This is a genomic window from Cognatishimia sp. MH4019 (assembly GCF_020177595.1).
Taxonomy (GTDB): domain Bacteria; phylum Pseudomonadota; class Alphaproteobacteria; order Rhodobacterales; family Rhodobacteraceae; genus JAHTBL01.
The window spans coordinates 237,656-254,738 of sequence record NZ_JAHTBL010000005.1; the positions used below are offsets into that span (position 1 = coordinate 237,656).

15 protein-coding genes and 1 tRNA gene are annotated in these 17,083 nt (G+C 58.4%); 11 read left to right on the plus strand and 5 right to left on the minus strand.

What is annotated here, in order from left to right:
- Positions 1-3 precede the first annotated feature (3 nt).
- The 8 genes from KUW67_RS11145 (at position 4) to lpdA (ending at position 9,334) form a co-directional block, all read left to right on the plus strand.
- Positions 4-603, plus strand: coding sequence for a hypothetical protein (locus KUW67_RS11145; RefSeq protein ID WP_224825382.1), 600 nt, complete (start codon positions 4-6; stop codon positions 601-603).
- Positions 604-615: 12 nt separating this feature from the next.
- Positions 616-1,497, plus strand: a complete 882-nt coding sequence (sucD, locus tag KUW67_RS11150; protein WP_224825383.1) for a succinate--CoA ligase subunit alpha — start codon at positions 616-618, stop codon at positions 1,495-1,497.
- Between the two features lie 642 nt (positions 1,498-2,139).
- Positions 2,140-5,106, plus strand: coding sequence for a 2-oxoglutarate dehydrogenase E1 component (locus KUW67_RS11155; protein ID WP_224825384.1), 2,967 nt, complete (start codon positions 2,140-2,142; stop codon positions 5,104-5,106).
- Between the two features lie 3 nt (positions 5,107-5,109).
- Positions 5,110-6,612, plus strand: a complete 1,503-nt coding sequence (odhB, locus tag KUW67_RS11160; protein ID WP_224825385.1) for a 2-oxoglutarate dehydrogenase complex dihydrolipoyllysine-residue succinyltransferase — start codon at positions 5,110-5,112, stop codon at positions 6,610-6,612.
- Positions 6,613-6,616: 4 nt separating this feature from the next.
- Entirely contained in the window at positions 6,617-7,093 is a 477-nt protein-coding gene (locus KUW67_RS11165) for a hypothetical protein (RefSeq protein WP_224825386.1), read from the plus strand.
- Between the two features lie 7 nt (positions 7,094-7,100).
- Positions 7,101-7,448: a hypothetical protein gene (locus KUW67_RS11170; protein ID WP_224825387.1), complete on the plus strand. Its 348-nt coding sequence runs from the start codon at positions 7,101-7,103 to the stop codon at positions 7,446-7,448.
- On the plus strand, positions 7,445-7,855 hold the full coding sequence (locus KUW67_RS11175; RefSeq protein ID WP_224825388.1) for an MAPEG family protein: 411 nt from the start codon (positions 7,445-7,447) through the stop codon (positions 7,853-7,855). The genes KUW67_RS11170 and KUW67_RS11175 overlap by 4 nt, the downstream gene beginning before the upstream one ends.
- Before the next feature lie 90 nt (positions 7,856-7,945).
- Positions 7,946-9,334 carry a dihydrolipoyl dehydrogenase gene (lpdA, locus tag KUW67_RS11180; RefSeq protein ID WP_224825389.1) on the plus strand — a complete coding sequence of 463 codons (1,389 nt, stop codon included), beginning with the start codon at positions 7,946-7,948 and terminating at the stop codon, positions 9,332-9,334.
- Between the two features lie 149 nt (positions 9,335-9,483).
- On the opposite strand, the gene KUW67_RS11185 is transcribed toward lpdA, so the two are convergent.
- Entirely contained in the window at positions 9,484-10,131 is a 648-nt protein-coding gene (locus KUW67_RS11185) for a GntR family transcriptional regulator (protein WP_255596798.1), read from the minus strand.
- Between the two features lie 31 nt (positions 10,132-10,162).
- Positions 10,163-10,876: a M48 family metallopeptidase gene (locus KUW67_RS11190; RefSeq protein ID WP_224825390.1), complete on the minus strand. Its 714-nt coding sequence runs from the start codon at positions 10,874-10,876 to the stop codon at positions 10,163-10,165.
- A 92-nt stretch (positions 10,877-10,968) separates the two neighbouring features.
- On the opposite strand from KUW67_RS11190, the gene KUW67_RS11195 reads away from it, so the two are divergent.
- The 3 genes from KUW67_RS11195 to KUW67_RS11205 all read left to right on the plus strand — a co-directional run bounded on the left by KUW67_RS11195 (position 10,969) and on the right by KUW67_RS11205 (position 13,254).
- The gene (locus KUW67_RS11195; RefSeq protein ID WP_224825391.1) at positions 10,969-11,298 is read left to right on the plus strand and encodes a TIGR02300 family protein; all 330 of its coding nucleotides are present in this window, start codon (positions 10,969-10,971) and stop codon (positions 11,296-11,298) included.
- Positions 11,299-11,367: 69 nt separating this feature from the next.
- Positions 11,368-11,443, plus strand: a tRNA-Ala gene (locus tag KUW67_RS11200).
- Positions 11,444-11,535: 92 nt separating this feature from the next.
- A complete protein-coding gene (locus tag KUW67_RS11205) occupies positions 11,536-13,254 on the plus strand; it encodes a DUF6538 domain-containing protein (protein WP_370634967.1) in 1,719 nt (572 codons plus the stop codon).
- 79 nt (positions 13,255-13,333) lie between these two features.
- Here KUW67_RS11205 and KUW67_RS11210 read toward each other — a convergent pair whose 3' ends face one another.
- From KUW67_RS11210 to KUW67_RS11220, 3 genes are read right to left on the minus strand one after another with little or no spacing between them, the layout of a single operon-like run.
- Positions 13,334-14,503, minus strand: coding sequence for a GIY-YIG nuclease family protein (locus KUW67_RS11210; protein WP_224825393.1), 1,170 nt, complete (start codon positions 14,501-14,503; stop codon positions 13,334-13,336).
- Positions 14,496-16,547 (minus strand): DEAD/DEAH box helicase, encoded by a 2,052-nt coding sequence (locus KUW67_RS11215; protein ID WP_224825394.1) that lies wholly within the window; start codon positions 16,545-16,547, stop codon positions 14,496-14,498. Before KUW67_RS11215 ends, KUW67_RS11210 begins: the two co-directional genes overlap by 8 nt.
- Positions 16,544-17,011, minus strand: a complete 468-nt coding sequence (locus KUW67_RS11220) for a hypothetical protein (RefSeq protein WP_224825395.1) — start codon at positions 17,009-17,011, stop codon at positions 16,544-16,546. Before KUW67_RS11220 ends, KUW67_RS11215 begins: the two co-directional genes overlap by 4 nt.
- Between the last annotated feature and the right edge of the window lie 72 nt (positions 17,012-17,083).

A 17,083-nucleotide genomic window follows, 5' to 3' on the forward strand; every position in this document is an offset into this window, starting at 1 on the left:
TGGATGCGCCAGCCTCCGCATATGCTCAGCCGCATGGCCTCGGCCTGCGCGTTGCTCTGTGCGGCGGCCTGCACACCCAGCTGGGAAGGCACCACCCCTGAGATGTTCGAGCTTGCCAATATCAAGGACAGCAATGTCGTGCCGAAATCGGCCCCGCGCACTTTCGTGGCGGCGTTCGACACCCATTGCGTCTCAAAGATGAACGCGTTTGACAGCATCCCGGCGGGTCTGCGCGCGGCCAGCTACGTGCAAGTTCCGCGCGTGGTTCCGGCCCAAGCCACGCAAACCCGCGTCCAGATGTATGCCGTGGATGACAGGCGCCCGCTCGTCATGCTCTCCTCGGACGGCGCACCGCCCGTCTGCGCTGTGGCTGCGGCCTCGCGCACCGGGCAAACCGCCGCCGTAGATCGCTATGTCGCCCGCACCTTCCCTAATGCAACCGCCATAGACCCGGCCCAGATCAGCAAAACGACCGAGCGCGCCTGGCTCACCGGCACCAACCCGAACCGCCTTGTCACAACGACCCGCAAGGGCCGTCCCAACGAACCTGCCAGCGTCATGCTCATGATCATGAATGCCGCTGACGCTCAGAACGAAACCTAAAGGAGCCACGAAATGGCAGTCCTCATCGACGAAAATACCAAAGTGATCTGTCAGGGCCTTACCGGCTCGCAAGGCACGTTCCACACCGAACAGGCCATCGCCTATGGCACGAAGATGGTCGGCGGCGTGACCCCCGGCAAAGGCGGCATGACGCATCTTGATCTGCCCGTCTTCAACTCGGTCCACGAGGCCAAGCACGTGACCGAAGCCAACGCGTCGGTGATTTACGTGCCCCCGCCCTTCGCAGCGGACTCGATCCTTGAAGCCATCGACGCCGAGATGGAAGTCATCGTCTGCATCACCGAAGGCATCCCCGTGCTCGACATGATGAAGGTCAAGCGCGCGCTCGAAGGCTCCGCCTCCACCCTGATCGGCCCCAACTGCCCCGGTGTCATCACGCCCGACGCCTGCAAGATCGGCATCATGCCCGGCCACATCCACAAGCGCGGCAGCGTTGGCGTCGTCTCCCGCTCCGGCACGCTGACCTACGAGGCCGTCAAGCAGACCACCGATGTGGGCCTTGGCCAGTCGACCTGCGTCGGCATTGGCGGCGACCCCATCAAAGGGACCGAGCATATCGACGTCCTCGAATGGTTCCTTGCGGATGACGAGACTGAAAGCATCATCATGATCGGTGAGATCGGTGGTTCGGCTGAAGAAGAAGCCGCCCAGTTCCTTGCCGATGAGAAGAAGAAAGGCCGCTGGAAGCCCACTGCCGGTTTCATCGCGGGCCGCACCGCCCCTCCGGGCCGCCGCATGGGCCACGCCGGCGCCATCGTCGCCGGTGGTAAAGGCGGCGCGGAAGACAAGATCGAAGCGATGAAATCCGCAGGCATCGTCGTCGCCGAAAGCCCCGCCAGTCTTGGCGAGGCGGTCGTGAAAGCGATCGGCTAAGAAACCCCGTCCCGGGCCTGACCCGGGACCTGAACCCAAAGACCCCGGGTCAAGCCCGGGGCGCGAGGAGCAAGATGGCAAGACGTGCCGCATCACGATCAGAGAGCAGCGCTCTGGACTGGGCGGATGCTGCACGCGTGCGTCTTAAGTGTGGGTTGGGCGCGGCCCAGCGGTATCGCTGGAAGGAAAATCCATGATGACTCGAAAGAGGTTCCTTACCCTTTTCTTCTTTTGGAGCAGTCTAGCCACAAGTGCACACTTGCTACAAATGCTCGGAGGAATTTGGCGCGACCTAGCGGCACTACAATTGTCTGCGACAACCTTTACTGGTCTTTTCTTTGTTGGACGGGACGGTGTTGCTAGGCGTTCTAATGCCAAAAGGAAATACAGAGTTTTAGACGCGTCTATCAGCCCATTCCCGCTCTTTAGAATGACTGTTGCGTCCGCTTTAGCCGTTATCAGCGCACTGATCTTGATCCCAGTTGCCATCAGCGGAATTGTCTTCCCGTGGCCCTCTATCCTGATGCCGACCCTCCTCAACGAGCAAAGCGATTACGGGTTACTCTTGCTATTCTCGTTTAGCCTTATCTTGCCAATGCTGCAGAGCTCCCCTTCCCAGCGCCAACCGAATGAGGTGCCCCAATGACAGACCAAAGCCCCAACGATATCTTCCATGCCTCCAGCTTCATGCAAGGCCACAACGCGGAATATCTCGAACAGCTTTACGCGCGCTACGCGAACGACCCCAACGCGGTCGATGAAGCGTGGCAGCAGTTCTTCCGCCAGATGGGCGACGCCGAACTGGACGTCAAAGCCGAAGCGCAAGGCCCAAGCTGGGCGCGCGGCGACTGGCCGCCGCAGCCTGCCGATGACCTGACAGCTGCGCTGACTGGCGAGTGGGCGCCCGACCCCGTTGAAGCCAAAGGCGCAGGCGACAAGATCAAGGCGCAGGCCGATGCCAAAGGTGTCAGCGTCTCCGACGACCAGATCAAACGTGCCGTCCTCGACTCTATCCGCGCGCTCATGATCATCCGCGCCTACCGCATCCGGGGTCATCTTGTGGCAGACCTTGATCCGCTGGGCATGCGCGATCAAACCCCACATCCGGAACTGGACCCTAAATCCTACGGCTTCACCGAGGCCGACATGGATCGCCCGATCTTCATCGACAATGTGTTGGGGCTGCAAATCGCCTCCATGCGCCAGATCATCGAGATCGTGAAGCGCACCTATTGCGGCACTTTCGCGCTGCAATACATGCATATTTCCGACCCCGAACAATCCGCCTGGCTCAAGGAACGGATCGAAGGTCTGGGCAAGGAAATCCAGTTCACCCGTGAAGGCCGCAAAGCCATCCTCAACAAGATGGTCGAGGCCGAGGGCTTCGAGAAATTCCTCCATGTCAAATACATGGGCACCAAGCGGTTCGGCCTGGATGGCGGCGAAAGCCTGATCCCCGCGATGGAGCAGGTCATCAAGCGCGGCGGTGCGCTTGGCGTGAAGGAAATCGTCATCGGCATGCCTCACCGGGGCCGCCTGTCGGTGCTGGCCAACGTGATGAGCAAACCCTACCGCGCGATCTTCAACGAATTCCAGGGCGGCAGCTTCAAACCCGAAGACGTCGACGGCTCGGGCGACGTGAAATACCACCTCGGCGCGTCCTCGGACCGCGAGTTTGACGGCAATACCGTGCACCTGTCGCTGACCGCGAACCCCTCGCACCTTGAGGCCGTGAACCCCGTGGTGCTGGGCAAGGCCCGCGCCAAGCAGGACCAGTTGAACCCCGATGATCGTTCTCAGGTCATGCCGATCCTGTTGCACGGCGATGCAGCTTTCGCAGGCCAAGGCGTTGTGGCCGAATGTTTCGCCCTGTCCGGCCTGCGCGGGCACAAAACAGGCGGCACCATGCATATCGTGGTGAACAACCAGATCGGTTTCACCACGGCCCCGCATTTCTCCCGCTCCAGCCCCTATCCCACCGACAACGCGCTGGTGGTCGAAGCCCCGATCTTCCACGTGAACGGCGACGACCCGGAGGCCGTGGTCCACGCCGCCAAGGTCGCGACCGAGTTCCGCCAGAAATTCCAGAAAGACGTCGTGATCGACCTGATCTGCTACCGCCGCTTCGGGCATAACGAAGGCGACGAGCCGATGTTCACCAACCCGGTGATGTATAAGAAAATCAAGTCGCACAAGACGACGCTCAGCCTTTACACGGAACGTCTGGTCAAGGATGGCCTGATCCCCGAAGGCGAGATCGAGGATATGAAAACCGCCTTCCAGGCCCATCTGAACGACGAGTTTGAAGCGGGTCGCGACTACAAGCCCAACAAGGCCGACTGGCTGGATGGCCGCTGGTCTCATCTTGATCGCCGCAACGGCGAAAATTACGAGCGCGGGGCGACCTCCATCAAGCCCGAAACGCTTGAGGAAATCGGCAAAGCGCTGACCACCGCGCCGGATGGTTTCCCGATGCACAAAACCGTCGGGCGATTGCTGGACGCCAAGTCCAAAATGTTTGAATCCGGTGAGGGCTTCGATTGGGCAACGGGCGAGGCCATCGCCTTCGGCTCGCTTCTGACCGAAGGCTACCCGGTGCGCCTTGCAGGCCAGGACAGCGCACGCGGCACGTTCTCGCAACGCCACTCCGCGCTGATCAATCAGGACACCGAAGAACGCTATTACCCGCTCAACCACGTCCGCGCGGGCCAGTCCCGCTACGAGGTCATCGACTCGATGCTTTCGGAATACGCGGTGCTGGGCTTTGAATATGGCTACTCACTGGCCGAACCCAACGCGCTGACCATGTGGGAAGCACAGTTCGGCGATTTCGCCAACGGCGCGCAGATCATGTTTGATCAGTTCATCAGCTCGGGCGAAAGCAAGTGGCTGCGGATGTCCGGCCTCGTGATGCTGCTGCCCCACGGCTATGAAGGCCAAGGCCCCGAACACTCGTCGGCCCGTCTTGAACGCTTCCTGCAAATGTGCGGCGGTGACAACTGGATCGTGGCGAATTGCACCACGCCCGCCAACTATTTCCACATCCTGCGCCGTCAGTTGCACCGGACCTTCCGCAAGCCGCTGGTGATGATGACCCCCAAATCGCTGCTGCGCCACAAGCTGGCCATCAGCGCGGCCGAGGATTTCACCACCGGAAGCTCATTCCACCGCGTCCTCTGGGACGATGCGCAAAAGGGCAATTCGGACACCAAGCTGAAGCCCGACGACAAGATCAAGCGCGTCGTGATGTGCTCGGGCAAGGTCTATTACGACCTGCTCGAAGAACGCGACGCCCGCGGCATCGACGACATCTACCTGCTGCGCGTGGAACAGTTCTACCCGTTCCCCGCCCTCAGCCTCGTCAAAGAGCTGGAGCGGTTCAGCCAGGCCGAAATGGTCTGGTGTCAGGAAGAGCCCAAGAACCAGGGCGCCTGGACCTTTATCGAGCCCAATATCGAATGGGTCCTCGGCCGGATCGGTGCGAAAACCGCGCGTCCAAGCTATGCTGGTCGCCCCGCCTCTGCCTCGCCCGCAACGGGTCTGGCCAGCCAGCACAAAGCACAACAAGCAGCGCTCGTGAATGACGCGCTGACCATGGAAGGGAAATAAGCCATGTCCACCGAAGTCCGCGTCCCCACACTGGGCGAAAGCGTCACCGAGGCCACCGTCGCCACTTGGTTCAAAAAGCCCGGCGATGCCGTAGCTGTGGATGAAATGCTCTGCGAGCTGGAAACCGACAAAGTCACGGTCGAGGTCCCCTCCCCCGCCGCTGGCACCCTGTCTGAAATCGTCGCCGCCGAAGGCGAGACCGTGGGCGTTGACGCGCTGCTGGCCTCTATCTCCGAAGGCGCGAGTGCAGACGCGACCCCCGCCCCGGCCGCAGAGTCGGAGCCTCAAGCCAAGGCCGACGCCCCCAAAGGCGGCGACGCTGTTGACGTCATGGTCCCCACCCTTGGCGAAAGCGTGACGGAGGCGACCGTTTCCACATGGTTCAAAGCCGTGGGCGACAGCGTCGCGCAAGACGAAATGCTCTGCGAGTTGGAGACCGACAAGGTCAGCGTCGAGGTCCCGGCCCCCGCCGCCGGTGTCCTCACGGAAATCACCGCCGCTGAAGGCACAACCGTCGATGCCTCCGCAAAGCTTGGCGTCATCTCCGGCTCAGGTGCCGCGGCCCCCGCGCAGGAGAAAGCCCCGGCCCCCGCCGCAGCCCCGTCCGGCTCAGACATAGACGTCGAAGACGCCCCCTCTGCCAAAAAGCTGATGGCCGAAAAAGGCCTCACCTCCGACCAGGTCACCGGCACAGGCCGCGACGGTCGCGTGATGAAAGAAGACGTTCTGAACGCCCTCTCCGCCCCCAAGGCCGAAGCGCCTGCGCCCGCGTCGATCCCGCGCGCCCCCGTCTCTGCCGATGATGCCTCCCGCGAAGAGCGCGTGAAGATGACGCGCCTGCGCCAGACCATCGCCAAGCGCCTCAAGGACAGCCAGAACACCGCCGCCATGCTCACCACCTATAACGAGGTCGACATGACCGAGGTGATGGCGCTGCGCAACGAATACAAAGACATGTTCCTCAAGAAACACGGCGTGAAACTGGGCTTCATGTCCTTCTTCACCAAGGCCTGCTGCCACGCGCTGAAAGAGGTCCCCGAGGTCAACGCCGAAATCGACGGCACCGACATCGTCTACAAGAACTTCGTCCATATGGGCATCGCCGCCGGCACGCCCACCGGCCTCGTCGTCCCCGTGATCCGCGACGCCGACGCGATGAGCTTCGCCGATATCGAAAAAGCCATCGGCGAAAAAGGCAAACGCGCCCGCGACGGCAAACTGTCGATGGCCGAAATGCAAGGCGGCACCTTCACCATCTCGAACGGAGGCGTCTACGGCTCCCTCATGTCCTCCCCCATCCTGAACCCGCCGCAATCGGGTATCTTGGGGATGCACAAAATCCAGGACCGCCCGATGGTCGTGGGTGGAGAAATCAAAATCCGCCCGATGATGTATCTGGCGCTGTCGTATGACCACCGGATCGTCGACGGCAAAGGCGCGGTGACGTTCTTGGTGCGGGTCAAAGAGGCGCTCGAGGATCCGCGCCGCTTGTTGATGGATCTCTAAAGCTATGAAGTTTTGGGGAACAATCGGACTCTTCACATTGTTGACGTCCGGCGTGACGCCAACACTGCTTCGCGCTGATTGGGTTCCAGATTTCTTGCAAAGCAACGATGAGCTATTTTGTCAGGCATGCGAAAGCCAAATCAAAGAACGTCTCCGATCACCAAGCACTTACGTCCGCACAGGTTGCCAATTCTTCGAGACTCAACCGATGACCGAAGAAACTTATGCGGCTTGGGAGGGAGCAAGTAGCTTCGATGCTCTAGACGCAATCGACAAGCAACTGTTTTCCGGTGGTTACGAAATGGCATCCGTGTTTGTGGATTACGAAGCTGCGAATGCGTTTGGGACGCCTGTGAAAGGTCTTGGGCATTGTGAAGCTAAGGTTCGCGAAGCAGATGATGTCCGAGAACTCAAACCTGAAACGATTAGGATCAACGGAAGAACAAATTTTCGGTTCCTAATGGATCAGCTTGCAAATTGAGAACCCAATGACCGTCGCCCTCACAGCCCTCCGCTACATGCTGATCGTCTCGGTCGTCGGCCTCGTCATGGCCGCTGTGCTGCGCTTTGCTTTGTCGGACGCTGCCACCAATGGCCAACTCATCACAGCCGCCATTGACCTCGCGATCATGCTGGCCCTCCGCATCGGCCTCAAAGCTGCGAATCCGCTCATGGGAGGCCTTTTCGCGCTCTTCTGCCTCGCGATGATCGCCTCCGCCCTCACCGCCCCGCAGAACATGGCCTCCATGGCCACCTACCTGAACGCACTGCTCGCCTGCGTCGGCCTTTGGGGCATCGCCAAGTGGTTCCGCCACGAACGGGTGACCGTCAAATGACACCCGAGCTTACCGTCCTCGCCCTCGCAGGCCTGTTGCAGATGCTGCAATTCGTCCTGATGGCGGTCCCCGCCAATCTGGAGCTTGGCCCGGCCAAAACCGGGTCCCCCCGCGACGCGGATCGCATGGAAAAACCGCTGATGGATCAACTCAGCACCCGCACCGCCCGCCTTTATCGCGCGCTGAACAACCATTTCGAGGCGCTGATCCTTTTCACCCTCGCCGTCGTCGTCGTGACACTCTCGGACAGCGGCACGCAATTCACCGCCGCCTGCGCCTACGCCTACCTTGCCGCACGCATCCTCTACATCCCCGCCTATGCCTTCGGATGGGTGCCGTGGCGCAGTCTTATCTTCGCCGTCGGCTGGGCGGCCAGCGGCCTTATGATCATGGCGGCGCTGCTATGATACACCCATTTGTATGTACAGTGTATGTACGCGCTATGCACCGGAAGTGTACGCGATATGCACAGCCCTTCCCGACCTCAGGAGACCCCAATGGCCAACTATGACGTCATCATCATCGGCAGCGGCCCCGGCGGCTATGTCTGCGCCATCCGCTGCGCCCAACTCGGCCTCAAAACCGCTTGTGTCGAAGGGCGCGAGACCCTTGGCGGCACCTGCCTGAACATCGGCTGCATCCCGTCCAAAGCGCTGCTGCATGCGTCTCATATGCTGCACGAAGCAGAACATAATTTCGCCTCCATGGGCTTGAAGGGCAAAAGCCCTTCGGTCGACTGGAAACAGATGCTCGCCTACAAAGACGAGGTGATCGGCCAGAACACCAAAGGCATCGAATTTCTGTTCAAAAAGAACAAGATAGACTGGCTCAAAGGTTGGGGATCGATCCCCGAAGCGGGCAAAGTCAAAGTCGGTGACGAGGTTCACGAGGCCACGCATATCGTCATCGCATCCGGCTCCGAGCCGTCCTCCCTGCCGGGGATCGAGATTGACGAAAAGGTCGTCGTCACCTCCACCGGCGCGCTGGAACTAAGCAAGATCCCCAAGAAAATGGTCGTGATCGGCGCAGGCGTGATCGGGCTTGAGCTTGGCTCTGTCTATGCCCGCCTCGGCACCGAAGTGCATGTCGTCGAATTCCTTGACGCTATCACCCCCGGCATGGACGCCGAAGTGCAGCGCACCTTCCAGAAACTGCTGACAAAACAGGGCCTTAACTTCACTCTCGGCGCCGCCGTCCAATCGGTCGACGCCACGAAAACCAAGGCCAAAGTCACCTACAAGCTGCGCAAGGATGACAGCGAGCACACGATCGACGCCGACACCGTCCTCGTCGCCACGGGCCGCAAACCCTACATCGACGGCCTCGGCCTAGACGCTCTCGGCGTCGCCATGACCGAGCGCGGTCAGGTCAAGACCGACGCCCAGTGGAACACCAATGTCAAAGGCATCTACGCCATCGGCGACGCCATCGAAGGCCCGATGCTGGCCCATAAAGCCGAAGACGAAGGCATGGCCGTTGCCGAAGTGATCGCAGGCCAGCACGGCCACGTGAACTACGGCGTGATCCCCGGCGTGATCTATACTCACCCCGAGGTCGCAAGCGTCGGTGAAACCGAAGAAACCCTGAAAGAACAAGGGCGTGCCTATAAGGTCGGCAAGTTCTCCTTCATGGGCAATGGTCGCGCGAAGGCGAATTTCGCCGCTGACGGTTTCGTCAAAATCCTCGCCGACAAATCCACCGACCGCATCCTCGGCGCGCATATCATCGGCCCCATGGCGGGTGACCTGCTGCACGAGATTTGCGTCGCTATGGAGTTCGGCGCCGCCGCCGAAGACCTCGCCCGCACTTGCCACGCGCACCCGACCTATTCGGAAGCCGTGCGCGAAGCGGCCCTCGCCTGCGGCGACGGCCCGATCCATAGCTGAACCGAAGCTCAGAACGAAAAAACGGCGCTCCCATCGCGGGGCGCCGTACTCGTTTCACCAACCATTAACCTTAACGCGCGCCCGCCGACCCTTCTTTTGTTCCTAAATACCTCGGGGGTGAATGGCGCAGCCAGAGGGGGCAGCGCCCCCTACCCCGCCAACATCTTCAAACCAGCCGTCACATCCGTGCGCACCGCCAGCCGCAATCCCGGCTCATCACCCGCCTTCAACGCGGCGATAATCAACCGGTGATGCACCGGAGGCTCCGTGCGCTTCAGCTTGCCGTAAAGCGCCCGCATGGTCGGCCCCAATTGCAGCCAGATCGTCTCTGCCGTGGCCAGCATCGCAGGTGCTTGGGCGCGCAGATAAAGCGTCCTGTGAAACTCCAGATTGGTGCGAATATAGCCAACCGAATCTCCGCGCGCGATCACGGTGCCAATCGCACCGTTGATCGTCTCCAGCCGCTCGATCAGCGCCATATGCGCCCGCGGCAAGGCGCGGCTCGACAGTTCCGGCTCGATGAGCGCGCGCAAGGCGGCCAATTCCTCGATCCGCTCGTTGCTCAACTCTGGCGTCGACACCCGGCCTGAGGAGGACAGCGACAACGCCCCTTCCGCCACCAACCGCCGTGCCGCCTCGCGCGCAGGTGTCATCGACACGCCGTATTCCTTACCGATCCCACGCAAGGTCATCGCCTGACCGGGTAAAACCTCTCCATGCATGATCTTGGTGCGCAAAGACCGGTACACCCGGTCATGGGATGCCGTCGTGGGTTCGGATCGGGATTGGATCAACATGGCTCAAATGTGATCACAAACGCCGCGCGGGTCAATCTTTGAAGCGATAGCGATGCAATTGACCGCCATGCTGGCGCAGCCAACCGCGCTGCTCTGCATAGGGCCCGTAAAGCCGCGTGACCACATCCCAAAAGGCCGGGCTATGGTTCATCTCGGCCAGATGGGCGACCTCATGAGCGGCCACATACTCCAGCACCTCCGCCGGAGCCATGATCAAACGCCACGAGTAGTTCAGGTTACCCTCAGCAGAACACGACCCCCAGCGCGACCGCGTATCGCGCAAGGTCAGCCGTCCGTAGGGCAAACCCAATCGCGCCGCATATAGATCGCTTGCGGCCTGCAGCCGATGCCGCGCCTGCAGCTTCAAAAACGCCTCCACTCGCGCCCCCGTCCGCTCCGGGGCGCGGCCAGGCACAAGCAGGCGGTCCCCCTCCACCTGCACCGCCTTCACAGTCGCCAACTCAACCACATGCGGTGCCCCTTGAAACAAAACCTCTGCCTCCGGCTCAACGCGCACCATATCGGGATTGCGCGCCAGGGCCGTCCGCAACCAGCTCTCTTTCTCGCGCAAGAACGCCTCGGCCTCGCGCAGCCGCACGCGCGGCGGCAGCGTCAGCGATACGCGCCTATCCAGCCCTGAGACGCGCAGCGATAACCGCTTGGCCCGCGCCGAGCGTTTCAGCACCACCTCCACCGCCGGAGGGCCTTGCAAAATCAGATGTGTCGGCAACCCTCGGCCCCACATAAGCGCGCTTCCTTTCAATTGGCTTTGACACCGCTTTCAAGCTGTGGCAGTTGGCGTCGATCACCGCAATGACGGATACGAAAGGGATTCCCATGCCCAAAGAAGAGTGGGGCGTAAAGCGCCTTTGCCCGACAACCGGTAAACGGTTTTACGACTTGAACAAAGACCCGATCGTCAGCCCCTACACGGGCGAGGTCGTGACCATCGACGTGAGCAAAAACCGCACCATGGTCGCCGACAAGGCTGACCCGGCCAGCAAGAAGGCCAAGGAAGAGGATGTCACCGATGACGTCGAAGTGCTCGACGAGGATGACGCCGCTGACGTGAAGCTCGACGACGATCTGCTGGATGATGATGACGACAATGATGATGTCTCACTCGACGAGATCGCCGATGTCGCAGCGGATGACGACGACGATTAAACCGGTCCGGCGGCGCGGGGATTTTTCACTTGATCTCCCCCGCGCGCTTGCCTTAAAGACCGCGCTATTGGGGCCTTAGCTCAGTTGGGAGAGCGCTTGCATGGCATGCAAGAGGTCAGGGGTTCGACTCCCCTAGGCTCCACCAATACCCTTATATTTCCCATATTTTTATGAAAACCCCTTACTCGCAAGGGTTTGAGTGTGGCTTTTACTACGATACGCTACTACGATTGGCCCATGTTGAAACCCAAAGGCGTCCCACACTTATATCGACAGAACGACATCTGGCATGTGCGCGTATATGTCCCAAAGTCGGTCATCCCACTTGTCGGAAAGAGGGAAAAGCACAAATCGATGGACACGACGGATCGGCGCACCGCCCGTGAACGCGCTGATGATTGGCGCAGGGATCAGTACCGATGGTTCAATGAACTATACGATGCTCGTGCCAGCCAGCCGAGCGTCATCGAGGAACTGCCTGAATCGATGATCGCGACAATGGCACGCGAAGTGTATCGAGACTATCGCACAGAGATCGACGCCGATTTTGCCGACCTCATTGACGCTCCGTTGGAAGAGCAATTGGCCAATGAAATCGCTGAGGAGGACCGTAGCGCGACACTTCAGGAACTGCTTCGAGATTTCGATCCAATTTCGTCTGCCAAACAGTATGCAGATAGTCAGTTGAGGACCCATCAACTGGCGCTGTCGCCAGACAACCCATCTTATGCCAAGTTGGTCCGCCGCATTCGCGAGGCCTTCATCCAAGTTTATGTGGATATCGTGAACACATATGCCAACACCCCCGGACGGGATGACAACTCTTTCTTCATCGACGCGACCACCAAAGAGCCGATTGACGCCGCAAACAGCACGTCCAGCAAGCCAGCGATCAGCTACGACCTGAGTGAACAGGCCAATCTGCTGCTTGCCGAAGTATCCAATAGCCGTGGTGCGAAGGGTGTCGCCAAAACACGAAACACCATGGACCTGATGCAGCAATGGTTTGGCAAGAACTACGATATCAGGAATATCGGACGCGCTGAAGTAACAGAGTTTCGCGATGCACTGCTCAACGTACCGACGAATATGTCAAAGAGGTATCCTGGCAAGACAATGATGGAAGCAATCGACCAACGGAAACCTGAACACGAGACGCTATCAATTTCTTCCGTCAACACACATATCCGTAACGTTGTACAACTGTTCAACACTGCGACGATGTACGATGGCAATTTCCGCCAACCGAATTTGACGAGGATTTCGCTCAAAGACCCCGTAGATGAACTGGACAAGCGCTATCCATTTTCAGTTGATCAGCTAAGCATATTTCTTTCAAAAGCTGTTGCGCATGCCAGCGAGGGAAGTGTTTCGCCATTCTATTGGTGCAGCATAATTGGCCTCTACCATGGCCTACGGGCAAACGAGATTGCCGCACTTTCGCCACGGGATTTCATAACAAAGCATGGGTATCCCTGCATCGACCTCAAGCTACCAAAGGAAATCATCTCAGGTTCACGTAAAGGCTCGTCAAAGACCATTCCTCGAACAATACCAATACACCCGATCTTACGGCAAGGTGGGCTATTGGATTTCGTTCAACGATCCAAAGGGCAGGACTACTTGTTCCCCGACTTCCGTGAAACCAAAGACGGCTATCGAAGTGACGATATTTCCGATTGGGCCACTCGGCTCATCACATCACTAGGCTGGAAAGGACAAAAGTTGAGCTTTCACAGCTTCCGTCACACATTCCTTGACGCCCTCGACGATGCCGAGACATCGGAAAAATGGAAGGCCCACCTTGGCGGTTGGAAAATGAAAGGTGTGATGAATAAGAACTATGGCTCACGGGAGATGAAGGAAAAGATTATTCCTGCAATCAGCCTAATCACTTATGGCGACGTCGATCAATTCGTCGCGGATTTCGCTACGCGGACTACCGATTGGAATTGATGCAGCCTTTGAAACACCATGATCGATGAACCAGAAGGCAGAAGCGACAACTCACCTGACGAACAACAAAGGCAAGTGATTATGTGAAGCCCGCAGTAGTCGGATCATACGACAACCCTTTGATCGACCCATCCCTGATCCGCTCCACTGCTTCATCAATGGCAAAGACCGGTACGAGGAACCACTCACGTGGTACAACAGGATGGCCAAAGCGGTCTTTGATCTCGATATCCAAACGTGCGCGTTCGAAGATGCGGTGAAGTAGGTTTTCCAGCTTCACTCGGTTGATGTTGTAAAGCTCGTAGGTGGTCACGATTTCCACATCCGCCATGAGGAACGTCGGATCGAGCTTAGCATTGGCGATCCGACGTTCAACTGGACCACCGGTTACGCCGATCTTATGCAGTAGGTCGCGGTTGTCGGCCACAATCGGAAGGTCCGACTTACTGCGAAGAACGTAGATGGTGCCGCTGGCCTCATCACCCTCAGTTGAAGCGTCGGAAAACAGGGGCCCCGCCACGGGGTCGCTGATGGTTCTGCTCGACTTATCCTTGCTCATGGCACGATGCAGCGACCGCATCAGCAGATTGCTTTCTGTCCCATTGTCGAACACGACACGCAGCCGGGCGTCCCAGTCACCATAGTCTTGTTTGAACTGCTCACCGACCTCGGCCACATAAGCTTTCTGGCCAGACAGGATGTAGAAGCGCCCCTCCTTGATCTCGGCGCTGGTTTCAGGTGGTCGAGTCGTTCTTAGGCCCACGTCGAGATCAGCTTGGACCTTCTCGAATAGTGGCTTGAACTTGTCAAAGTCAGCGCAGGTCTCACGGTTGGCGATCTCTTCTGCGGCCCGTTTTTCGGCCACGGGACGGACATGTCGTAGTTCCGTGATATCACCTGCTACATCGTCCAAATCCTCTAGATCAGATGCCAACGCATCGAGATCGAGATCATCTTCCTTAACGGATAGCTCTGTTGCCCCCTGGAGCAGCCCCTGGTGGTCAAGTGGTGATAGGATCGCCACGTAGTCGGCTGACGCAGAGAGGCGCTCTAGGCGGACCGCGTACAGCCTCTCGAAGATATCCCGATCTTCACCATGACGGGGCGGATGCCCTTGACGGTCTGTAAACCGCTGAATGTCTTCAAACCCGGCGATGACCCGCTCTTCGATAGGAGACCGCTTGACTGTTTTCTCCTCGACGTCAAACTCGGCAAGGTCACCGGCAAGGGCATCAAGGTCATCACTCATAGCGACCCTCTTTGCGGAACCGCATAAACGCAGTGGCACCTTCGGCCATCAGTTTTTCATAGGGGTCGGGGGCGGTCATTGATGGGGCGCGTCCGTTTTCTTTCTTGAAGCGGCTGGCTCGTTTGGCCCATGTGACTGCCTCGTCGGGGCTGATCTGGGTGCGCTTTGATGTGATGACGGCTTGGACCTGTTGCAGCCGTTCAGCGTCCATCGACTTGGATAGGATTGAGTATGCCTCGTTAAACGGGTTGATGGCATCGATGAGATCGATGTCGAGATCGCGCACGTCCATGGCAAACTTACGGACCCCGTCGATCAATGCTGTGTTGGCCGAAGGTTCACGATCCTCGTCATCTTCCAGCACGGCTTTCTTGGCCTGCTGCGTCAGGTTCATGGCAGCGACAGCACGTTGGCGCACAGCCTCGACGTCGCCGTCCTCAAGTTCGGGGTAACGATCCTTGATGATCTTCCCCATGCGGACGACGGTCAGTTCCTCTGGAACCAGTTCCTCGTCAAACAGCCCACGCTCAATCACAGGCTTGTCCTGAACGAATGCCGTGATCACTTCATTCAGGTCTTCCTGACAAATCCGTTCGGCCTCTTTGGTCTTTGGTTCAGCAAGACCTTTGATCTCGACCTGGAACTGACCTGTCTCCTCGTTGAAGCCGACATTGGTCTTTGCTGGATCATACCCACCCTCGCCATACTCAAACCCTTCCTGCTCGGTTGAGGCTGTCGTCTTGGGGGTGAAGTTGAAACGCGGGGCGAGGACCTGTTCCATCAACAGGCTGGCTGCGATGGCCTTGAGGGTGTCGTTAATCGCCTCGGTCACCGCGCCCTCTGACGCATCAGGTTCGGCAATCAGGTTGGTGAACCGCGCATGGGTCTTTCCCTTGGCATCACGGGTGGCACGGCCAATGATCTGGACGATCTCGGTGAGGCTGGCACGATAGCCAACGGTCAAGGCGTGTTCACACCAAATCCAATCAAAACCTTCTTTTGCCATGCCAAGGGCGATGATCAGGTCTACGTGGTCCCGGTTGTTTTTCTGAGTGGGGTCCTTCAATGCAGCAGAAACACAATCTCTCTTCCTGGGGTCGTCCTCAACGAGATCAGCTACTTTGATAATCTGACCTTCAGGCGTTTCGATCAGATGAAAACCAGTAATCGGATCGGTTCCCTGATAATCACCTACTGCATCCATGATATGTGAGACTTGTGCTGACTTGTGAAGCGGGCCTGCTTCCCGTGCATTCACGTTCGGGATGTGAAGGATTGTCTTCTCATTTGGGTCCAACACCGACAGCAGTTCATCAGCATAAGAACCAGTGTAAAAGAAATATCCGATATCTAGCGTCTTGAGGTGTTCATACCCATTCAATTGCTCGTAATAGGTATAGGTCACCGTATCGAACTTGGATTCGTCGGCTGGTGACAGCACAGCCTCCGCGTCGCCACGGAAGTAGCTGCCGGTCATAGCCACAACATGCACCCGATCACGGGCGATCAACTGGCCCAGATGTGCGCCTAGCTTGTTATCAGGGTTGGCGCTGACGTGATGGAATTCATCGACGGCAATCAGTCGATCATCAAAAACCTCGATCCCGAACTTATCAACGGCAAAGCGGAAGGTGGCGTGCGTGCAGATCAGGATGCGATCATCGCTGTCCAAGAACTTGCCGACCGAACCGACCTTGCCATCATCGCCGCCGGGCGCGTTGCAGAGGTTCCACTTCGGGACCACGGTCCAATCCGCCCAAAAACCGTATTTGGCCAGCGGTTCATCGTTGAAGCTGGACCCGATGGATTTCTCGGGCACCACGACGATGGCCTGCTTCAACCCTTGGTTCTCCAGCTTGTCCAAAGCGATGAACATCAAAGCCCGAGATTTCCCCGACGCCGGTGGCGACTTGATCAGCAGATATTGCTCACCGCGCCGTTCGTAGGCCCGCTCCTGCATCGCCCGCATCCCATATTCGTTGGACGTGGTGGACGCGCCATTCTGAGCGTAGGTGACGGAGACTGAGGGGATTGATTTGGTCATTCGTCGTCCTTGGGCTTGGGGATTGAAGGTATCTCATATGGTGCCAGCAGCTTTGACGCCCATGCTGGGACACTGGGCCAAGAGTAGCTGCGGTGTTCACTCCATGATTTCGAGCTATTAATCTTATCGGCCCTTTCGATGAGACCACCGATAAGATCGTGAGGGTAGACGTAGCAACGGTCATTCTTGCGATCAAAAAAGGCGATATAGAGGCCCTTACCCTCGTACTTCACGTTCAGTGTTAGTCGGCCCTTGAGTTGAACGCGGTAAAAGTCTTTTCCATTGTGATGGTAGGCTATGAAATCCGCACCCTGCCAGTCGTCTGATAGCAAGAGGCAGTTGTAGCCGTAGTCGGCAAGACGGGCAGCAATCTTGTGAAAATTGTAGGTTTCCTTCTGCCGCGCGTTCATCGCCCTGTAATCGGCAGGTTCAAGCACAAGGGGTCCCATATGCACCTCAGACATGAACGCCTCTACAAAGTTTGATTGCGGGTAGCCCCACTGTGCTTGACCCCATAGAAACATCGGTCTGAGGAT